At 64.8% G+C, this 18,032-nt stretch carries 15 protein-coding genes; 3 read left to right on the plus strand and 12 right to left on the minus strand.

Annotated features, from left to right (window positions below; translation table 11 throughout):
* The first annotated feature begins 22 nt into the window (after positions 1 to 22).
* Positions 23 to 2,854: an RNA polymerase-associated protein RapA gene (gene rapA / locus B5X73_RS17125; RefSeq protein ID WP_079522680.1), complete on the plus strand. Its 2,832-nt coding sequence runs from the start codon at positions 23 to 25 to the stop codon at positions 2,852 to 2,854.
* A gap of 515 nt (positions 2,855 to 3,369) precedes the next feature.
* Here rapA and B5X73_RS17130 read toward each other — a convergent pair.
* From B5X73_RS17130 to B5X73_RS17145, 4 genes are all read right to left on the minus strand, one after another.
* Entirely contained in the window at positions 3,370 to 4,026 is a 657-nt protein-coding gene (locus B5X73_RS17130) for a rhomboid family intramembrane serine protease (RefSeq protein ID WP_079522681.1), read from the minus strand.
* 13 nt (positions 4,027 to 4,039) lie between these two features.
* Positions 4,040 to 4,570 carry a lactoylglutathione lyase gene (gloA, locus tag B5X73_RS17135; RefSeq protein WP_043692661.1) on the minus strand — a complete coding sequence of 177 codons (531 nt, stop codon included), beginning with the start codon at positions 4,568 to 4,570 and terminating at the stop codon, positions 4,040 to 4,042.
* A 77-nt stretch (positions 4,571 to 4,647) separates the two neighbouring features.
* Positions 4,648 to 6,249 carry a hypothetical protein gene (locus tag B5X73_RS17140; protein ID WP_079522682.1) on the minus strand — a complete coding sequence of 534 codons (1,602 nt, stop codon included), beginning with the start codon at positions 6,247 to 6,249 and terminating at the stop codon, positions 4,648 to 4,650.
* The gene (locus B5X73_RS17145; RefSeq protein WP_079522683.1) at positions 6,249 to 6,710 is read right to left on the minus strand and encodes a DUF3574 domain-containing protein; all 462 of its coding nucleotides are present in this window, start codon (positions 6,708 to 6,710) and stop codon (positions 6,249 to 6,251) included. Before B5X73_RS17145 ends, B5X73_RS17140 begins: the two co-directional genes overlap by 1 nt.
* Before the next feature lie 298 nt (positions 6,711 to 7,008).
* On the opposite strand from B5X73_RS17145, the gene B5X73_RS17150 reads away from it, so the two are divergent.
* Positions 7,009 to 9,441 carry a TonB-dependent receptor plug domain-containing protein gene (locus B5X73_RS17150; RefSeq protein ID WP_079522684.1) on the plus strand — a complete coding sequence of 811 codons (2,433 nt, stop codon included), beginning with the start codon at positions 7,009 to 7,011 and terminating at the stop codon, positions 9,439 to 9,441.
* Between the two features lie 279 nt (positions 9,442 to 9,720).
* Here the strand turns inward: B5X73_RS17150 and B5X73_RS21070 are convergent, their stop codons facing one another.
* The 3 genes from B5X73_RS21070 to B5X73_RS17160 form a co-directional block, all read right to left on the minus strand.
* On the minus strand, positions 9,721 to 9,891 hold the full coding sequence (locus tag B5X73_RS21070; RefSeq protein WP_176167876.1) for a hypothetical protein: 171 nt from the start codon (positions 9,889 to 9,891) through the stop codon (positions 9,721 to 9,723).
* A gap of 275 nt (positions 9,892 to 10,166) precedes the next feature.
* Positions 10,167 to 11,264: an OmpA family protein gene (locus tag B5X73_RS17155; protein WP_036115365.1), complete on the minus strand. Its 1,098-nt coding sequence runs from the start codon at positions 11,262 to 11,264 to the stop codon at positions 10,167 to 10,169.
* 197 nt (positions 11,265 to 11,461) lie between these two features.
* Positions 11,462 to 12,913, minus strand: a complete 1,452-nt coding sequence (locus B5X73_RS17160; RefSeq protein WP_036115368.1) for a bifunctional 2-methylcitrate dehydratase/aconitate hydratase — start codon at positions 12,911 to 12,913, stop codon at positions 11,462 to 11,464.
* A gap of 291 nt (positions 12,914 to 13,204) precedes the next feature.
* Between B5X73_RS17160 and B5X73_RS17165 the strand changes: the two genes are divergently transcribed.
* Positions 13,205 to 13,882 carry a TerC family protein gene (locus tag B5X73_RS17165; RefSeq protein ID WP_079522685.1) on the plus strand — a complete coding sequence of 226 codons (678 nt, stop codon included), beginning with the start codon at positions 13,205 to 13,207 and terminating at the stop codon, positions 13,880 to 13,882.
* Between the two features lie 86 nt (positions 13,883 to 13,968).
* Here the strand turns inward: B5X73_RS17165 and B5X73_RS17170 are convergent, their stop codons facing one another.
* From B5X73_RS17170 to B5X73_RS21390, 5 genes are all read right to left on the minus strand, one after another.
* The gene (locus B5X73_RS17170) at positions 13,969 to 14,823 is read right to left on the minus strand and encodes an outer membrane protein (protein WP_239708983.1); all 855 of its coding nucleotides are present in this window, start codon (positions 14,821 to 14,823) and stop codon (positions 13,969 to 13,971) included.
* Positions 14,824 to 14,976: 153 nt separating this feature from the next.
* On the minus strand, positions 14,977 to 16,368 hold the full coding sequence (locus B5X73_RS17175) for an acetate kinase (protein ID WP_079522686.1): 1,392 nt from the start codon (positions 16,366 to 16,368) through the stop codon (positions 14,977 to 14,979).
* A gap of 3 nt (positions 16,369 to 16,371) precedes the next feature.
* Positions 16,372 to 16,908: a hypothetical protein gene (locus tag B5X73_RS17180; RefSeq protein WP_079522687.1), complete on the minus strand. Its 537-nt coding sequence runs from the start codon at positions 16,906 to 16,908 to the stop codon at positions 16,372 to 16,374.
* Positions 16,905 to 17,588 (minus strand): C39 family peptidase, encoded by a 684-nt coding sequence (locus B5X73_RS17185; RefSeq protein WP_079522688.1) that lies wholly within the window; start codon positions 17,586 to 17,588, stop codon positions 16,905 to 16,907. Before B5X73_RS17185 ends, B5X73_RS17180 begins: the two co-directional genes overlap by 4 nt.
* Positions 17,585 to 17,950, minus strand: a complete 366-nt coding sequence (locus B5X73_RS21390; protein WP_079522689.1) for a hypothetical protein — start codon at positions 17,948 to 17,950, stop codon at positions 17,585 to 17,587. The genes B5X73_RS17185 and B5X73_RS21390 overlap by 4 nt, the downstream gene beginning before the upstream one ends.
* Between the last annotated feature and the right edge of the window lie 82 nt (positions 17,951 to 18,032).

The following is an 18,032-nucleotide window of genomic DNA, read 5'->3' on the forward strand; positions in this document are numbered from 1 at the left end:
TGCAGTCCTTGGCTCCCCTAGCATGTTCCAACCCGGTCAACGCTGGATTTCCACCGCCGAGCCCGAGCTCGGCCTCGGCACCATTCTCCGCGTCGAGGGACGCAGTGTGCAGGTCCTGTTCGCCAAAGCGGGCGTCCTGCGCCCCTATGCATCGGACAGCGCACCCCTCATCCGCGCCGAATTCCGCGCCGGCCAGCGCGTTTCCGGTAAGGGCATCGCCTTCCTGGTCGAACGTATCGACGAGCGTGAAGGCCTCTTCGTCTATCGCGGCGAAGGCCGCGAGCTCGAAGAGGGCCAGCTGGACGACGAGCAAGCCCATTCGCAGGCCGACGATCGGCTGATCGGCGGTCGTACCGATACCAACGACCGCTTCGACCTTCGCCTCGAGGCCCTGCGCCGTCGCGCCGACGCGCGCCGCTCGCCCGCCTGGGGCCTGGAATCGGCCCGTATCGGTCTGGTCCCGCATCAGCTGCGCGTGGCCGGTATCGCCGCGGCGCGTCGACCGCCACGCGTCCTGCTCGCCGACGAAGTCGGTCTGGGCAAGACCATCGAAGCCGGCATGATCCTTTCGCGCCAGCTGGCCGCCGGTCGTGCCGGCCGTGTGCTGGTGCTGCTCCCCGAAACCCTGGTCTACCAGTGGTTCGTCGAGCTGCTGCGACGCTTCAACCTCTCGTTCTCGATTTTCGACGAGGAGCGCTGCGAGGCCATCGAGCAGTCCAACGACGGACGCAATCCGTTCGAGGACGAGCAACTGGTCATCGCCGACTTCGCCTTCCTCGAGTCGTCACCCAGGCGGGCCGCCCAGCTCACGGAAGCCGGCTGGGACCTGATCGTCGTCGACGAGGCCCACCATCTCGAGTGGACGCCGGAGGGCGCCAGCCCGCGTTATCGCCTGGTCGAGCAACTGGCCGCCGCGACGCCGGGCGTCATCCTGCTCACGGCGACACCGGAACAGCTGGGCCGCGCCGGGCATTTCGCCCGCCTGCGCCTGCTCGATCCGCAGCGCTACAGCGATCTGGACAGCTACCTTGCCGAAGCCGAGGGCTACGGCGCGCTGTCTGAAATCGCCAACGTGCTCGTCGCGGGTGAGCCGCTGGGCGATGCGCACCGCGACCTGCTCAAGGCCCGCTTCAAGGGCGACCGTGAGTTGCTCGGGCTGGTCGATCGCAACGACGCGAATGAGGAACTCCTTGCCGCGCTGATCGATCGTCACGGCACCGGCCGCGCGATGTTCCGCAACCGCCGCGCCGGCATCGGCGGTTTTCCGCACCGTGTGCCGCAGATCCGCGTGCTCGATCCGGACAGCCTCGACGAAGGCCGTCGCGATGCCCTGCTCGCCGAATTCCGGTCGGATCTCCAGCAGCCACCCACCCTGCACGAATTCGACTACCACGACGATCCGCGTCTGGCCGCGCTGCTGAGCCTGCTCGACGCGCATCCCACGGACAAGTTCCTCCTTCTCTGCCGCAGCCAGGCCAAGGTGCTGGCGATCGAAGAGGCACTGCGTACGAAGAGCGGCGTCGGCGTGGCGCGTTTCCACGAAGGCCTCGGCATCGTCCAGCGCGACCGCAACGCCGCGTTCTTCGCCCAGCCCGATGGCGCGCGCCTGCTGATCTGCTCCGAGATCGGTTCGGAAGGCCGCAATTTTCAGTTCGCCCACCGTCTGGTGATGTGGGATCTGCCGCTGGATCCGGACCTGCTCGAACAGCGCATCGGCCGTCTGGACCGTATCGGCCAGAAACACAACATCAGCATCCACGTACCGGTGGTCGAGCAGAGCGCGCAGCACATCCTCGCGCGCTGGTACGACGAAGGGCTGGACGCCTTCCGCTCCAGCCCCGCCGACGGCCGTGAACTGCTGCGCCGCTTCGGCAAGCTGCTGGCCACGCTGGCCGACGAGCACGCCCGCGAAGACGACGCCCGCGACCAGGAGCTCGACGCGCTGATCGCGGAAACGCGTGGCGCGCACGAGGAGCTGTCCGCCCTCATTCACGCCGGTCGCGACCACCTGCTCGAACTTGCGGCCAGCCGCGATCCGCACGCCGACGATCTCGCCGGCAGTTTCGCCGCCGAGGACGATGACGAGGCACGTGACACGTTCATCCAGCGGCTGTTCGAGACCTACGGCGTGCACGCCGAAGAACTCGCCAAGGACATCGTGCTGCTCGACCCGCAGTATCTCTCGACGGATGGCCTCACCGGCTTCGGCGATGGCCCCCTCTCGGTGACCTTCTCGCGTGAGCTCGCTCTCGCCCGCGAAGATCTGCCGCTGCTGCGCCTGGATCACCCGATGGTGCTCGCCGCGGTCGACCTGCTGGTCACCGGCGACAACGGCAACGCGGCCTTCCTCGTCGACGACGCCCTGCCCGTGCGTACCGCGCTGCTGCAGACGGTGTTCGTGCTTGAGATCGTCGCCGACCGCACGCTGGATCCGGGCCGTTTCCTGCCGACCACGCCGCTGGCACTCACGGTCGACACGAAGCTCAGCGAGCGCGCCGGCTTCCGCCCGAGCGATGTCGCGATGCGTCGTGCGCCCGACCGTAACATCGAAGTCGCACGCTATCGCAAGTTCCTTTCCAAGCTGGTGCCGCCCATGCTCGAACGCGCGCAGGATCTCGCCGAGGCACGTGCGGAAGTGATCAAGCTCGAGGCCATGGAAGCGGCGCGACGAGAGCTCGATGGCGAGTACGCACGCCTGGTCGCGCTGCACGCGGTGAATCCGTCGATCACCGACGCGGAGCTGGAAGCGGTCGAGGCCGAACGCGATGCGTTGCTGGCGGCGATTCCCGAAGCACGCTTCCGTCTGGATGCTGTGCGCTTCGTGGTCAGCCCGGACTTCCTCGCGCTGCGTTGAGTGCGTCTGTGCGAGCCCTTCGCAGGTTCACTGCGGGGGGCTCGGCTTCGCCATCGCGTTGGGGCGGGCGCCGTGGGGCGAGGGAGCGGTGGGCTGCCGTTCCTGTCGCTAGGTCCTCCTACGGCCTTCGCCTTCGTGCGGAAGCGCTCCAGGAACGGCAGCCCACCACTCCCTCCCAGCGCGACCGTGTACTTGACGGAAGAGCAGAGCCTGGGCCGCGCAGCGCTCGGCGATCGACAATCCACGCATCCATTGACGCGATGCACCGCTTCGCGCCTAGTGCTCGCGCTTATCGCTTGTGATCCTCGCTCTTCCATCCCCCAACCTCAGGAGTCGGAGGGTGCCGTTGGGTGTCGTTCTCGGAGCGATTCCGCACGTAGGCGAAGGCCGGAGGAGGACTTAGCGACGAGAATGGCACCCAACGGCGCCCATGCCTCGACCTAACGGCGCCTATGCCTCGACGCAGCGGAGCACATGCCTCGACGCAACGGAACCCATGCCTCGACCTCAACGACCTAAAAAGCCCGCCGCGGCGGCGGCCTCACTCCCCACGCCCAAAGCAGCACCAGCCCCGCAAAAAGCCCACCCAGATGGGCAAAATGCGCCACACCCGACACCGTGCCGGTCACGCCAAAAATCAGCTCGGCCGCACCGTAAAGCGTGACGAACAGCCACGCCGGAATGCCCACCGGAATCGGAATCAACATCAGTTTCTCGCGCGGGAACAACATCGCAAACGCGCCAAGCAGACCGAACACAGCGCCCGAGGCACCCACCGTCGGGAACATCTTCTCCGGCTCGAAGAAGTACACCACCGCCAGCTGCGCCACGGCCGCCGCGATCAGGCACGTGAAGTAATAGATGACGAAGCGCCGCTTCCCCATCACCCGCTCGATCAGCCCGCCGAACATGTACAAGGCGTACATGTTCAGCACGATGTGCATGACGCTTCCATGCATGAAGCCGTAGGTCACCAGCTGCCACGCACGAAACCCGAGGCCGGCAATGTCCCCGCCCCCCATGTCCACCGCGATGTCGTGACCGATCGGCCACAGCGCGAACCATCGGCTCACCGCCATGGTGCTGTCGTCGCCGAGCAGCGTCTGCACGATGAAGACGAGGACGTTCGCGATCAGCAGATTGCGGGTAATGGGTGGCAGGTTCGTCGGCATCGGGGCGTGTTCGTCAGACGGCGAGCGGCGTGGGCTGAAGGATCTCGATCCAGTACTGATCCGGATCGCGGATGAAGGCGATATGACGCATACGGCCATCGCTCAGGCGCTTCTGGAAGGTGACGCCGAGCTCTTCGAAACGCGCGCAGGCGGCGTTGACGTCGGGGACGCTCACGCACAGGTGACCGAAACCGCGCGGCTCACTGTTGCCATTGTGGTAGGCGAACGCCGCGTCTTTCTCGGTGCCATGGTTGTGCGTCAGCTCGAGCACGCCCGGCTGCGCCAGCACCCAGCGCTTGCGCTCTTCGTCGTTATCCGGAATCTGGCTGCGATCGCCGACCAGCACGAGATAGACGATCGTGAACGCGGCTTCTTCGTAGACGTGCCTGTATACCGGGGTGAAACCCAGCACGCGCGTATAGAAGTCGAGCGACACGTCGAGATCGCGCACACGGATCATCGTGTGGTTGAACACGTAGCCATGGGTGACGGCGTCCGGGGTCGCGGTGACACCGGGGAGCGAAGTCAGGTCGGAGAGGGACATCGGCGTTTTCCTTGGGACAATACCCAAGGGTGGCTGCCCGCACGGCCCAATTCAAGCGCCTGCGCGGACTTGCCTCGCTATCGGGCGACCGGGCGTGAGGCCGGCTGCTCGCCGCCCAGCGACAGCGCCAACAACACCGCCGCCAGCGCGCCATAGGCCGCCACGAACTGCCATACCAGCGCCCGCGACGCGGCGTCGAGCAGCCACGGCAGGTAGACCGAGCCGATCGGCGCGACGGAATGGATGACGCCGAACGCCGTCAATACACCGCCCAGCGCCACGATGCCTGCGGCCTTGCGCACCTGCCCATCGATCATCGCCACGACAAAACTCGCCCAGACCATCGAGGTGATGATGAAGCCGTTGCCGAGGATCACGATCACCGCCATCGCCGAGATGCCATGGCCGTTATCGGCGAACAGGGCACCGAAATGCGCCGGGTCGACGATGGTCGGATCGCCCAGCTTGATCGCCAGCAGCCTCGCGATCGGCGGGAAGAAGCTGAAGACGACCGCGCCCGCGTACCGCAGCGGCGTCGCTTCGAAGGCCTGCGTGGTGATGCTGATGGAAACGAAAACGAGGATGGGTGCGAGCACCGCGACCGGCAGCAGTTCGACGAGGTTGGACAGGTAGCCGAGCACGCCACCGAGGCCGATGATCACGCCCGTGGCGAGCGTGTAACCCCACCGCGCGCCCATCGCCTTGTAGGCCGGCTGGCCGATATACGGCGTGGTCTGCGCCACGCCACCGCAGATCCCGGCCACGAGCGTCGCCAGGGCTTCCACCAGAAGAATGTCGCGCGTTGCGTAGTCGTCGCCCGCCGCCCGGGCACTTTCGGTCACGTTGATACCGCCGACCACCATCAGCAGGCCGAACGGCAGGATCAACGGGAGGTACGGCACCGTCGCAGGCAGCGCATCGATAAACCCGAGGCTCGGCAGCGGCAGGCCCACGCGCCATGTCCATGGGGCGGGCGCATGGTATCCGCTACCCAGCAGCCCGACCGGGCCGAGTCCGTAATACAGCGCGACACCGACGATAAAGGCACCGAGCACACCCGGCAGGCCGAACGGCAGACGGCGCTTCGCGATCAGCGCATAGAGAACGATGCCAAGCCCGGCGAAGCCCACCACCGGCACACGAAGGATCTCAACCAGTGGCAGCAGACCCATCAGCACCAGCGCGATACCGGCGATCGAGCCGAGCAGGCCGGCACGGGGGACCGAACGCTGCACCCAGGCGCCGAAGAACGACAGCACGAACTTCAGCACGCCCATGACGACCAGCGACGCCATGCCGAGGTGCCACGTTGACTCACCGGCAGTGGCGACGTCCATGCCGGCCTGACGGTAGCCGGCGAAGGCGGGACCGAGCACCAGCAGGGCCATGCCGATGGTGGTCGGTGCGTCGATGCCAAGCGGCATCGCGGTGACGTCACTTCGACCCGTGCGAGCCGCGAGCCGCCGCGCCATCCAGGTGTAAGCGAGGTTGCCCAGCAGCACGCCGAAAGCCGTGCCCGGGAACATCTTCCGGAAGACCAGATCCGCCGGCATACCGAAGATGCCGATGAGTGCCGTGGCGAGAAACGCCAGGAGTGAGAGGTTGTCGACGACGAGGCCGAGAACGCCATTGAGGTCGCCGCCACCGAAGCGACGGCGCGGTGCGATCGTGGTGGCCATCAGAACGACACATCCGCAGGCTGGGTGACGCGGAGCACTGACTGGTCACCGGTCTTTGCCTTCCAGGCGCTGCGAATGGCATCCACGGCCTCACGCTGCGCCGGCGTGTCCTGATAGAGCAGCACCAGCAGTTTGGAACGCAGGCGCTCGGGGTGCGACTGCTGCTTCCCCTGCCACTGGCCATAGGCATCGATGACCGTGAGGCCGCTGGGGAAACGTGGGCTCACTTCCTTGTCCAGGAAGGCGCGCCATGCGGCTTCGTCGACTCCGTCGTGCCCGTCCGCCAGCCCGAGACCGAAGTACAACTCGGTGCGAACCCAGCCCGTGGTCGCATCCGGATGGGCCAGGTCACCGCTGAGCGTCGCGCTCGCGTTCGCCGCGACCGGCGCCCGCTGCGCGGGACTGGCACACCCCGCCGTGGACAGCGAAACGGCGAGTAACAGACCGGCGAACAGCTTCATAAGAACCCCTTGCACATGCATTCTGAAACGGACGTCCATACGGCTAGGCGTCCGACCTATTGACACAGCGTACACCGCAATGCAACAAATAGTGAAAGGTTCGCACGTTCCTGCGACCACTGGAACCACCCGCCGTGATCCCGCGCCCGCCCCGTTCCGCCGTCGTCATCCGCCGCCCCGCGGGCGATACGCGATGTCGCCCGGGCCGCGCCGCGCGCGACTGACGCCGCAATCCGTCAGCCCCCTCTGTCGTCCGCCCCTCGGCGGCAACGACCCCGTGTGCCCGCCAGGATCCTTCATGCGCCCGTCCCGTCTCACCTCCGCCGTTCTGATCGCCCTTGCCGCCCTGCCCGTCGCCGCGCAGGAAGCCGATCGCGCCAACGCGTCGACCCTCGACCAGATCGTGGTCACCGGCACCCATGCCAAGGATCGTACCGTGCTCGATTCGCCGGTGCCGATCGATGTGCTCACCCCGGAAGACCTGCGTTCCGCGGGCGCGGTCAACGGGGAACTCGGCCAGGCGCTCGCGACGCTGCTGCCCTCGTTCAACTTCCCGCGCCAGTCGAACTCGGGCGGATCGGACCATGTACGCGCCGCGCAGCTTCGCGGCATGAGCCCGGATCAGGTCCTCGTACTGGTCAACGGCAAGCGTTTCCATACCTCCGCACTGGTCAACAGCGACACCAAGATCGGTCGTGGTACGACACCGGTCGACTTCAACGCGATCCCGATCAGCGCGATCAAGCGCATTGAAGTGCTGCGCGACGGCGCCGGCGCGCAGTACGGCTCCGATGCCATCGCCGGCGTGGTCAACATCATCCTGGACGATTCGCCAGATGGTGGCGAGGTCAACGCCACATACGGCGCGTATCACACGAACTTCCGCCCCGGCGATCGCACCATCACGGACGGCCAGAGCGCCTACGTGAGCGCCAAGGCCGGGACGAAGCTCGGCGGCGACGGTGGCTTTCTGCGGGGAGGTTTCGAGGGCAACGACCGTCAGGCGACCAACCGCGCCGGTCCCGACCAGATCCCCTCGTGGGAGAACCCGTCACCCGCCAATCTGGCGCTCCAGGGCAGGCGTAACTACGCCGCGGGCGACCCGCGCAACGAAAACTACAGTGGCTGGTTCAACGCGGAACTGCCCTTCGGCGACAGCGTGCGTGGCTATGCGTTCGGTACGTACACCCAGCGACGGACGATCGGCGACAACTACTTCCGCTATCCGGACAGCGACGCCAACGTGCCATCGATCTATCCGGATGGGTATCGTCCGGAGTCGCTGGGCTACAACCGCGACGTCAACCTCACCGCCGGCGCGCGTGGCCGCGCGGGCGAATGGGATATCGACGGCAGCCTGACCTGGGGACGCAACACCTTCGACTACGACCTGCGCAACACGGTCAATGTGTCGCTCGGCGATGACAGCCCCACCCGCTTCAACATCGGCAAATACGACAACACCCAGGGGACCGCGAATCTCGATCTCAGTCGATCCGTCGAATGGGGCTCGAAGCTGTTCACCCTGGCGACGGGCGCGGAGTTTCGTCATGAAGGGTTCCAGACGTATGCGGGCGACGCAGCCTCATACGCGGTCGGACCCATCGTCGGTGCCCCGACGGGAGCCCAGGCCGGCGGTGGCCTCACGCCACAGGACACGGCGGACCTGCGTCGCAACGTCAGCGCTGCCTACGTCGACCTTTCCGGCGACGTTACCGACCGTTTCTTCGCCGACGCCGCCGCGCGCTACGAGCACTACGACGACTTCGGGTCCGCCTGGACGGGGAAGCTGAGCGGGCGATATGCGATCACCGATGCGGTCGCGATTCGTGGCGCCGCATCGAACAACCTGCGTGCTCCGTCACTGAGCCAGGTGGGTTTCGAGTCGACGTCCACCGGCTACGGCGCCGACGGCACCCTCGTCCAGGGACGGATTCTTTCGGTCAACAATCCGGTGGCCCGCGGCCTCGGCGCGAAGGATCTCAAGCCGGAGAAATCGCGCAACTACAGCCTCGGATTGACGGCGCGCATCGGGGATCGCTTCGACGCGTCGCTCGATGTCTATCGCATCGACGTGGATCACCGCGTCACGCTGTCGGAGACCATCGCACCCGATGGCCTCGAGGACTACATCGCCACGCGCTTCGGCGTCCCCGGCGTACAGAGCGTCGCTTTTTTCACTAATGCGGTAGACACGCGCACGCGCGGCGCGGAACTGGTGACCAACTATCGGCAGCCGGTCTACGGCGGCAACCTGACGCTCACCGCGACGTACAGCTACAACCGTACGTCGATCCGGAAGGTCCGCGACACGCCTGCAGAACTTGCCGCACTAGGCGCAGATGCCGTGCTCTTCGGTCTGGAAGAACGCAACACGTTGACCGACGCGGCGCCTCGCCAGCGCGGGTCATTTACCGCGAAATGGGACAGCGCGCGCTGGTCGCTGCTGACGCGTGCCACGCGCCAGGGGACGACGACGCGCGTGTTCGATTTCGGCGATGGCTATGTTCCGAAGCAGACGTACGCCGCGCGCTGGCAGATCGATGCCGAGGCGGAGTGGCATGCGACCGACCGACTGTCGATCGCGCTGGGCGGACAGAACATCACCGATCAGTACCCTGACCGCTCGATCCCGGACATCGCGTATGCGGGCAACTTTCCGTATGACGTGATCTCCCCGATCGGGAGCAATGGTGCCTACTGGTATGGCCGGGTTCGTTACGCCTGGTGAGTGGCGTTGACGTAGCGAAGGAGGCTGCTTCCTCGCCCTGTTGGCGATGGTGCCGCTACCGCCGAAGTCGTCTGATGGATATCGCAACTTTCCATACAGCGCACCCGAGTACTGCATCACTCAACGCAAGCCATCCTCGGGGATCCACCCACTTATCGAGATTCTCCTGACGACCGAAATAAGGCGGCCCATCGCCGAAGTACTCCTGGTAGGTCGCGATATTCAGGTACGCCGCGATGGCGATAAGGACGCCAATGATCGCCACCGCGGCCCAGCGCCTCACTTGCGAAACGCCAGGTTGTAGTCGACGGTAAGAATGCAGTACACCGCCTTCGGTTCACTGATGTGGGTCTTCATGATGCTCAGCGATCCTCCATTGAACGTCAGGCGGAGGGAGCTGCGAACGTATGCCAGATTAGGCCAGTATCTTTCGCCTGCATAAGATCCCATGGTGGTGCTTCCTATCCGTGGTTGTTGGGAGCGGAACCTTGGCAGGCATTGGCATGCCTTGTAATGAGAAATCGGACCGATTTCAGCGCCGGATGAATTTGCGTCGAGGACGCGTTTGAGGAATCTGTTTGCTTGCGGCTTGCGGCGTGCAGGGCAAGGCTTCCCCGCCCTGTTGGCTTCGCCAGCAGGGCTGGCTCCTACAGGGGCAACGGCACAAAAAAAGAGCCCGGCTTTCGCCGGGCTCTTTCATGGAACAGTTACCGATCTTGCAAGGATTACTGCTGAACCTGCAGTTCCGTGCGACGGTTACGAGCGCGGCCTTCGGCCGTGTCGTTCGTGTCGATCGGGTTGTTCTCGCCGTGGCCGATCGGGCCTTCCAGACGATCCGCACCGATACCGTGCGAGGTCAGGTAGTCGAACACGATCTTCGCGCGACGCTCGGACAGGCCCTGGTTGTAAGCGTCCTTACCGACGCTATCCGTGTAACCAGCGACCGTGACCTTGACGGCCGGGTAACGCTGCAGGGTGTCGACAGCCTGGTCGAGGACGCCCAGCGATTCGCTGGTCGGCTCCTGCAGGGTCGGACCGATGTTCGTCTCACCCTTCTTCGGGCGATCGAACTTGAAGTTGACGCCGCGCAGGTCGATGACGACCTTCTGCGGGCAACCGTCCGGACCGACGATCGTGCCAGCCGGGGTGGCCGGGCACTTGTCGTCGCAATCGTTCACGCCGTCGCCGTCGCTGTCGAGCGTCGAGCAATCCGGAGCGGTCGGGACAGCAGCGGCGACCGGAGCGGGAGCTGCCGGCGGCTCGCCGAAGCGCGAGACGATCGAGAAGCCGAGGAACCAGTCACCGTAGCCATTCTCGGACTCGACAGTCTTGTCGTCCCAATCGTAGCGGTAGCCGGCTTCGACGCGGAAGTCGGAGCTGTCGGTGATGGTCTTGGACACGCCGACGCCGAGCTCGGCAGCCGGGGACCAGCCGTTGTCAGCCGGGTTGTGGTGGTACGAGCCCATCACGCCAGCCAGCAGGTACGGACGCCAGCTGTCCCACGCGCCAGCGTAGAAACGAGCGGCAACGCCGTAGCTGTTGTTCGACCAGTGGCCGTTGCCATCGTTATCGCGCTTGGTGCGATCGGCAAAGATGTCGATCGACGCGTTGTTCGAGATGAACTTGCCGAAGCCCAGGCCGTAGTAAACCTGGCGGCTGTTGGTGTTGCGGTCGGTGTCGTTGTAGTAACCGCCAACCGTCGGTGCGATGTACCAGCGGCCGTCATAGCCGTTACCCGCCGTGTCAGCGGATTCCTGCGCATGAACGGCACCCACGCCGCCCAGGGCCAAACCGATCAGCAAAAACAAGCCCTTACGTTTCATCGGTGTCTCCTCATTATTGGTATTCGCGTCCGCGCTCCACCCCAGACGGAAATCGCGCGTAAATCTCATATCGAATCCGGGGACTTCATGCCGTCCCTCGCTTTGATACCCCTTCAACGGGCGGCGGCAGTTTAGCAAAAATCAAACAATTGAACACGTGCTAAAAACCGCCGTTCATACTTGAGTCACGGCCATTATCAAGCCGTGAAGAGCGTCATGAACTCGTGAATGGGCATCGCGTCCAGTTTTTCGGCCGACGAAGTGACCTCGAGAACCCGCTCAACCCGCTCCGCAGGCCACTCGGCACGCAGCGCGGACTCGAATTTCTTCAGCAGGACCGGAATGCCTTCGGCGCGACGCTTACGGTGTCCGATCGGGAAGTCGATCGAAACCTTTTCGGTTTTCGACCCATCCTTGAAGAAAACCTGCACCGAATTGCCGATGTAGCGCTTTTCGGGGTCGAAATAATCCTTCGTAAACTGCGGATTCTCGACCACGGTCATTTTGTCGCGCAGCGCGTCGATACGGGGATCGGCGGCGACGGAATCGTTGTAGTCGTCGGCCGTGAGACGGCCGAAAATCAGCGGCACGGCGGTCATGTACTGGATGCAGTGGTCACGGTCGGCGTAGTTGGCCAGAGGGCCCGTCTTGTCGATGATGCGGACCCCGGCTTCCTGGGTTTCGATCACCACCTTCTCGATCTGGTCGATGCGGTCGGCGACCTGACCATGCAGCGCCATGGCGCACTCGACCGCCGTCTGAGCGTGGAACTCGGCCGGGAAACTGATCTTGAACAGCACGTTCTCCATGACGTAGCTGCCGAACGGACGCTCGAACTCGAACGCGTTGCCCTTGAAGGCCACGTCGTAGAAGCCCCAGGTCTTCGCCGTGAGCGCCGACGGGTACCCCACCACGTTGCGGTAAACCGCGTTGATGGCGTGCGTAACGGCGCGGCGGCAGGCATCGCCGGCGGCCCAGCTCTTGCGCGGGCCGGTGTTCGGAGCGTGGCGATACGTGCGCAGGGCGCCGTTGTCGATCCAGCTGTGCGAGACCGCCGTGGTGATCTGCTCCTTGTCGCCGCCCAGCATGGCCGTGGCGACCGCCGTGGACGCCAGGCGCACCAGAATCACGTGGTCCTGGCCGACGCGGTTGAAGCTGTTTCTGAGGGCGTAGCAGCCCTGGATCTCGTGCGCCTTGATGGCGTAACCCAGGACGTCACGCACGGTGAGCGGCTTGCCGCCCTCCTTGACCGCCTTGCGCGAGAGGTAGTCGGCGACCGAGAGGATGGCACCGAGGTTGTCCGAGGGGTGGCCCCACTCGGCAGCGAGCCAGGTGTCGTTGAAGTCGAGGTAGCGGATCTGGGTGCCGATGGCGAACGCCGCCTGCACCGGGTCCAGCTCATGCGCGGTGAAAGGCACGCGGGTACCGCCCGGCATCACGGCACCGGGAACCAGCGGGCCGAGGTGCTTGACGCAGTCCGGGAACTTCATCGCGAGCGCCGAGCAGGCCAGCGAGTCGAGAAGCATGTAGCGCGCGGTGTCGTAGGCCTCCTGCGAGTCGATCTGGTAGTCGGCCACGTAGTTGGCGATATCCACCAGCGGCTGGTCCGGATCGGGACGCGTGGCGGAACGGATGTCGTGTGCGCTCATGGATTTCACTCGCGAGGGGTTGGGTTAGCCGCCGATTTTAACCGGTGCCCCCGGGGGAATGTCTTGCCGCAGTGCATCCCAAGCCGCACAATGCACCCCACTACCAACCCGAAGGGGAGTAGTTCCACGGAGTCCCCGGGCTTCGTGCGCGACGGTCGTCAATACGGGTGCCCCACGCACCCCGGTCGTCGCGGTGGCTTCCGTGCCAGGAACGAGACTTTTGTGGTGACGACGGGCGCGCGTACCCGTTGCCGCCGCATTAGATCTCACCACGCGCGAAGGCCACCCAGCATGGATTTCCTCACCCCCGAATTTTTCTCCGGCCTCGCCGCCATCATCCTGCTGGACCTGGTCCTGGCGGGCGACAACGCGATCGTCATCGCCCTGGCAGCGCGCAACCTGCCCAAAGCGCTGCAGAAGAAGGCCGTGTTCTGGGGCACCTTCGGCGCCATCGCCCTGCGCATCCTGCTGACCTTCGCGGTCATCTGGCTGCTGAAGCTGCCCGGCCTGATGCTGGTCGGCGGTGCCTTGCTCATTCCGATCGCGTGGAAGCTGCTCAAGCATGACGACCACGACCCCGAGGTCAGCGCCGCGTCGGGCTTCTGGGCAGCCATCCGCACGATCGTCGTGGCCGATGCCCTGATGGGCCTGGACAACGTCCTGGCGATCGCCGGGGCGGCCAAGGGCCACATGGGTCTGGTCGTGCTCGGTCTGGCCATCAGCGTGCCGCTGGTGGTCTGGGGATCGACACTCATCCTGAAACTGATCGAGCGCTTCCCTGTCGTGATCTACATCGGAGCCGCGGCCATCGCATGGACGGCGGCGCGCATGATCGCCCACGACGGTCTGGTGGCCCCCTGGTTCGATGCACGCCCCTGGGCGCCGTGGCTGCTTGACGCCGTACTGGTCATCGGTATCTGTGGCGGCGGATGGCTCCGGGCTCGTCGCAACGCGGCGAAGCACGCCTGAGCGCTAAAAAAAACGGGCCGCCCGAAGGCGGCCCAGGATTCCCCCCGGCGAGGCGGACGGCATTACGCCGCCCGCCAACCGGCTGGTCAGAAGCGGAAGCGGACGTAAGCAGCCGGTCCGTTGAGCTTCATGTCGAGGTCCAGGTCGTAACGGCTCTTGTCCTGGTTGAGCTTGATGCGGGTATAGGCGTATTCCGCACCGAAGCCGACGTTCTGCCACGGGAACCACTCGAGGCCGAGCGCGACGTCGTAGATGTGGCCGTTGAGCGAGCCACCGTTCTTCTTCACGCCCGACGCATTGAGGTACATGCGGAGCTGATCGCTGAACGCGTGACGCCAGCCGATCTGCAGGTTGGGCGCCCAGGCGTTGGTCTTGGTGGAGTTGCTGCTGGAGAAGTTCTGGCCGAATGCCGACGCGTTCGCGTCGATGCTGGCGTCGATCTTGTAGTACGCCGCACCCAGACCCAGGCCGAACACGTCGTTGCCCGTGCCGAACCACCACTTGTAGGCGGCGCTGCCGAAGGTGAACTTCAGGTCGCCCTTGACCTGCGCGGCGGCGCTGATCGGATTGCCGAGGAAATTGATCTGCTCGTCCAGCGACTTGGAGTGCGAACGATCGACCTCGTAGTAGTCGAACGCGAAGCCCTGGTGGGCGCCGATGAGGAAATCGAGGCGGACGCGCGGCACCGTCTTGTGCTTCTTGAAGTCGAGATCGTCTTCGAGATTGACGTCGCCGCTGGTATTCAGGATGCCGGTCTTCGCGCCGATCGTGGTGTCATTGTTGGTGTAATAACCACCGACCCAGACGCTCACGTTATCGAGAGCCGGCGACTGCGACTTCTTCTCGCTGTCCTGCGCATGCGCGGCCGCACCGAAGGCGGCGAGCGAAGCGATGGCAAGACCCGCAGTGAACTTGCCGTAACGATTGTGACCAGTGCGCATGAACAAAACTCCCTGCAAATGTTTCAAGATTGTTAGTAACCCCCGACTGAAATCTTAACGAACGGTTGTGTGTGCGCGGCGTGCACGGGAACCTTCGCGTGTTTGAAACGCGAGGCTTTTTTTCATGAAATTCAGGTGAAAGTGCGACCGGCGTCACAAGGTGATGGGGAGTCGCACCGTAATCGTCGTGTCCGGCGTATCGCGCGTAATACCCACACCGAGGGTGACATTGAGCGTTTCTCTCGCGTTATAGCGATACGAACCGCCGATCAGCAGCGACCCCAGCGTCGCGCGCGCCGATCCCGGCAACGGATGCCCGTCCTGCTCCGTACGAGCCACGAAGGCCTGGTCGTAGCCGATACTGATCGACGCCTTTTCATTGAGCGACAGACCCATGCCGATGCTGATATCCGCGATATCGCCCGCTTTCACGTCGCCCAGAAACTGCTTGCCGGCAAGCAGGACGTTGCGGCTGACGTTCTTCCGCTCGAAGTTGTGCAAATAGCTGATGTTGCCGAAAAACACGACCGGATCGGACGGATACAGCCACGTCATGCCCAGCTGCGCCGAGTAGAAGCCCGACCCGGTCGGACTCTGCAACGGCAGTCCGGTGCCCGTGACGTTTTCCACGCAGCGCGTCACACAGTCGCTGGTGACGTCGAACGGATCGCGACCGGTGCGCGACTTTGCGCGGAACCAGCCGATGTAATACGGCTTGTCCGCACCGCCGTCGTTGATCTGATAGCGCAACGTGGCCTCCACGTCGCCGATGCCTTTGCCGCTGGTGGTAAAGAGGTTGTCCTGCGCCGTCCCGGTGAAGATTTCCCGGCTGATCGTATCGGTGTGCGTGTCCACGTAAGGCACGCGCACCTCCAGCTCCATGCGATTCGTCAGGCCGTAGCGAAAGGCCAGCGCTCCGGTCTGCGTGGTCGTCTTGACCTGGCGCACATCGACCAGGCCGATGAGGATCGCGGGAATGACGGTGTAGCCCACCAGCGCCACGCGGTCGCTCGATGAATAACCGTACTGGTACGACGGTTCGATGATGAGCTTGCCGCGTGGCGTGAGCACACCCGGCTGGTCGAAGATGGGCGCGACCTCGGGCGGCCTCTCGTCCTCTTCGGGTCGCTTACCGACCGGCTGCGTCGCTACCGTCTGCGAAGATGTCGCCACCAAGGGAGTCGACGGCGGAAGTCCGCCGGACCGGTTCTGCGGCAAGGGTGCCTGTGCATCGGGGTTGGCGACCGCCGCCGATCCGCCGCGTGCGTCCTCCAGGGCGTTCAGGCCGATCGCCTTGCGCAGGTCGTTGTACTGCACCTCCTGCGACGCCAGCTCGCGCTTCATCTGCTCGAGCTCCGCCAGCTGCTCGGCCATGCGGCTGCGCATCGCGTCGATCTTCCGTCCCTGCGATTCGATCTTCTCGCGCAGCGCCGGATCCACCGCGGATTCCTGCGCGAGGCACGCGCCGATCCACATCGGCAGAACCGCAAGCACCAGGGCGCCCGCGCACGTTTTTGCCTGCATCACCCTGCCATTGCGATACATGCGTCAGTTCCCCCGAGATTGAATCACCGCATCGTTGACCGACTCCGCCACACGCATGTTCTGCAGCATGCGTGCCGTGTTCACGGACGCATCGATCGTCGTATTGGCCGTGATGGCCTGGTTGTCGAGCGAGTTCTGGATGACGAGACCCGGCGTTATCGAGTTCGGCAGGACCGCAGTGACGACCGCCGCGGTCGCTGGCGCAGGCGACACCACCGGCGACTGACTCCCGATGCCACCGGCACCATTGGTGATGACCATCGTCTGCAGCGCGCTCTGCAGCGCCGTCGCCTGATCGTGGGTGATCGCGGCGACGTCCGGCACCGAGATGGTGGTGCGCAGCGCCTCCATGCCATTGATGAGTACCGTGCGCTGGAGCGCGAACGACACCTTGAGGTTGTCCCCGAGGTCGAAACCGCCGCGGATGCGGTCCAGCTCGGCGTCCGCCACGGCGCGATTTACCGGAAAGTCCACTGCGTGCGCGCTGGCGCAGGCAAGTGCGCACGCGATCGGCAGCCGCCGGAAAAGTCGGGTGTTCATATGTCCCCCGGTCCGCGCTTGGGCATCACGATCGGCGCGAGCCCGTTACGCTCGATACCCCCGGAGATCGGTGCCGCGGGAGCGACCGCCCAGTCACGCGGACTGTTGAAGATGGCGCGGTCGCGTTCGTTGTGAATGACGAAAACGATGTGATTGGTCCACATCGCGTCGAAACGGCGCCTGGACATCGAGCGCGTTCCGCGTGCCGGGTCGCCGACCAGGACACGTCCAGCCTTGTACCCTTTCACCACCACGAAATGGTGGTACCCGCGCTCGTTGATCAGCACGATGGCAGGGATGCCATCGTCGTCCAGTTTGTCGAGCGGAACGTCGAAACCGTCCGCCTCAAAGCCGCGCGACGCGAGGAATCGTTTGATGTCCAGCAGGGAGAATCCCTCGCGACCGATCTTCGCGCGGTCGCCATTCGCGTACATCACGTCGAACGCGGATTGCTCGTCGACCGGATAACCGTACTGATACGTAAGCAACGTCGCCACTGCGGCCGACCCGCAGCTGAAGTCGTATTTCTGTCGGATGGTGTTGCGGAACCGCGCTTCCTTGAGGCTCGTCAGCCGGACCGGATACGACGTACCCTGCCCGGTCTGCACATCGGCCTTCATCGCGCTGACGGCGGGAGCCGGGAGCATGACGAGCAGGGCCAGCGCGCAGACGATCTTCATGGATTCATCCGCACGTTGACGATCGTGGCATTCTGGATCAACACATTGTTGCCGGAGTTCTGGATCACCGTGGGCAGGCCCGCCGCGTTGCCGAACGCGCTACCGGACACGATGTTTCCGCCGCTTACGGTGTCCCGTGCCTCCGTGTCACTCATCGTCCCGTTGAGGGTCTGCTGACTGACGTTGTTGGTGACGTTGCTGCCGCCACTCATCGCCTTCAGCGTGTCGGCGGGGACCGCCGCGCCAAAGCCCGGCGGTGGCGTTTTTTCCGCTGGCGGCGCGGCCATCGCCGCTCCGCCGGCAAACGCGATAACGATGAAACTCAGCACCGCGCACCTTCGATACCGGTATTGCTGCCACATGGGTGCTCTCCTGAAGGTCGTTCGATGTCCCTTCGGATCGCCACGGAGCGACACGCGCCCCGTGGCTCCCTTTGCCCACCCG

The organism is Luteibacter sp. 22Crub2.1 (assembly GCF_900167995.1).
Taxonomy (GTDB): domain Bacteria; phylum Pseudomonadota; class Gammaproteobacteria; order Xanthomonadales; family Rhodanobacteraceae; genus Luteibacter; species Luteibacter mycovicinus.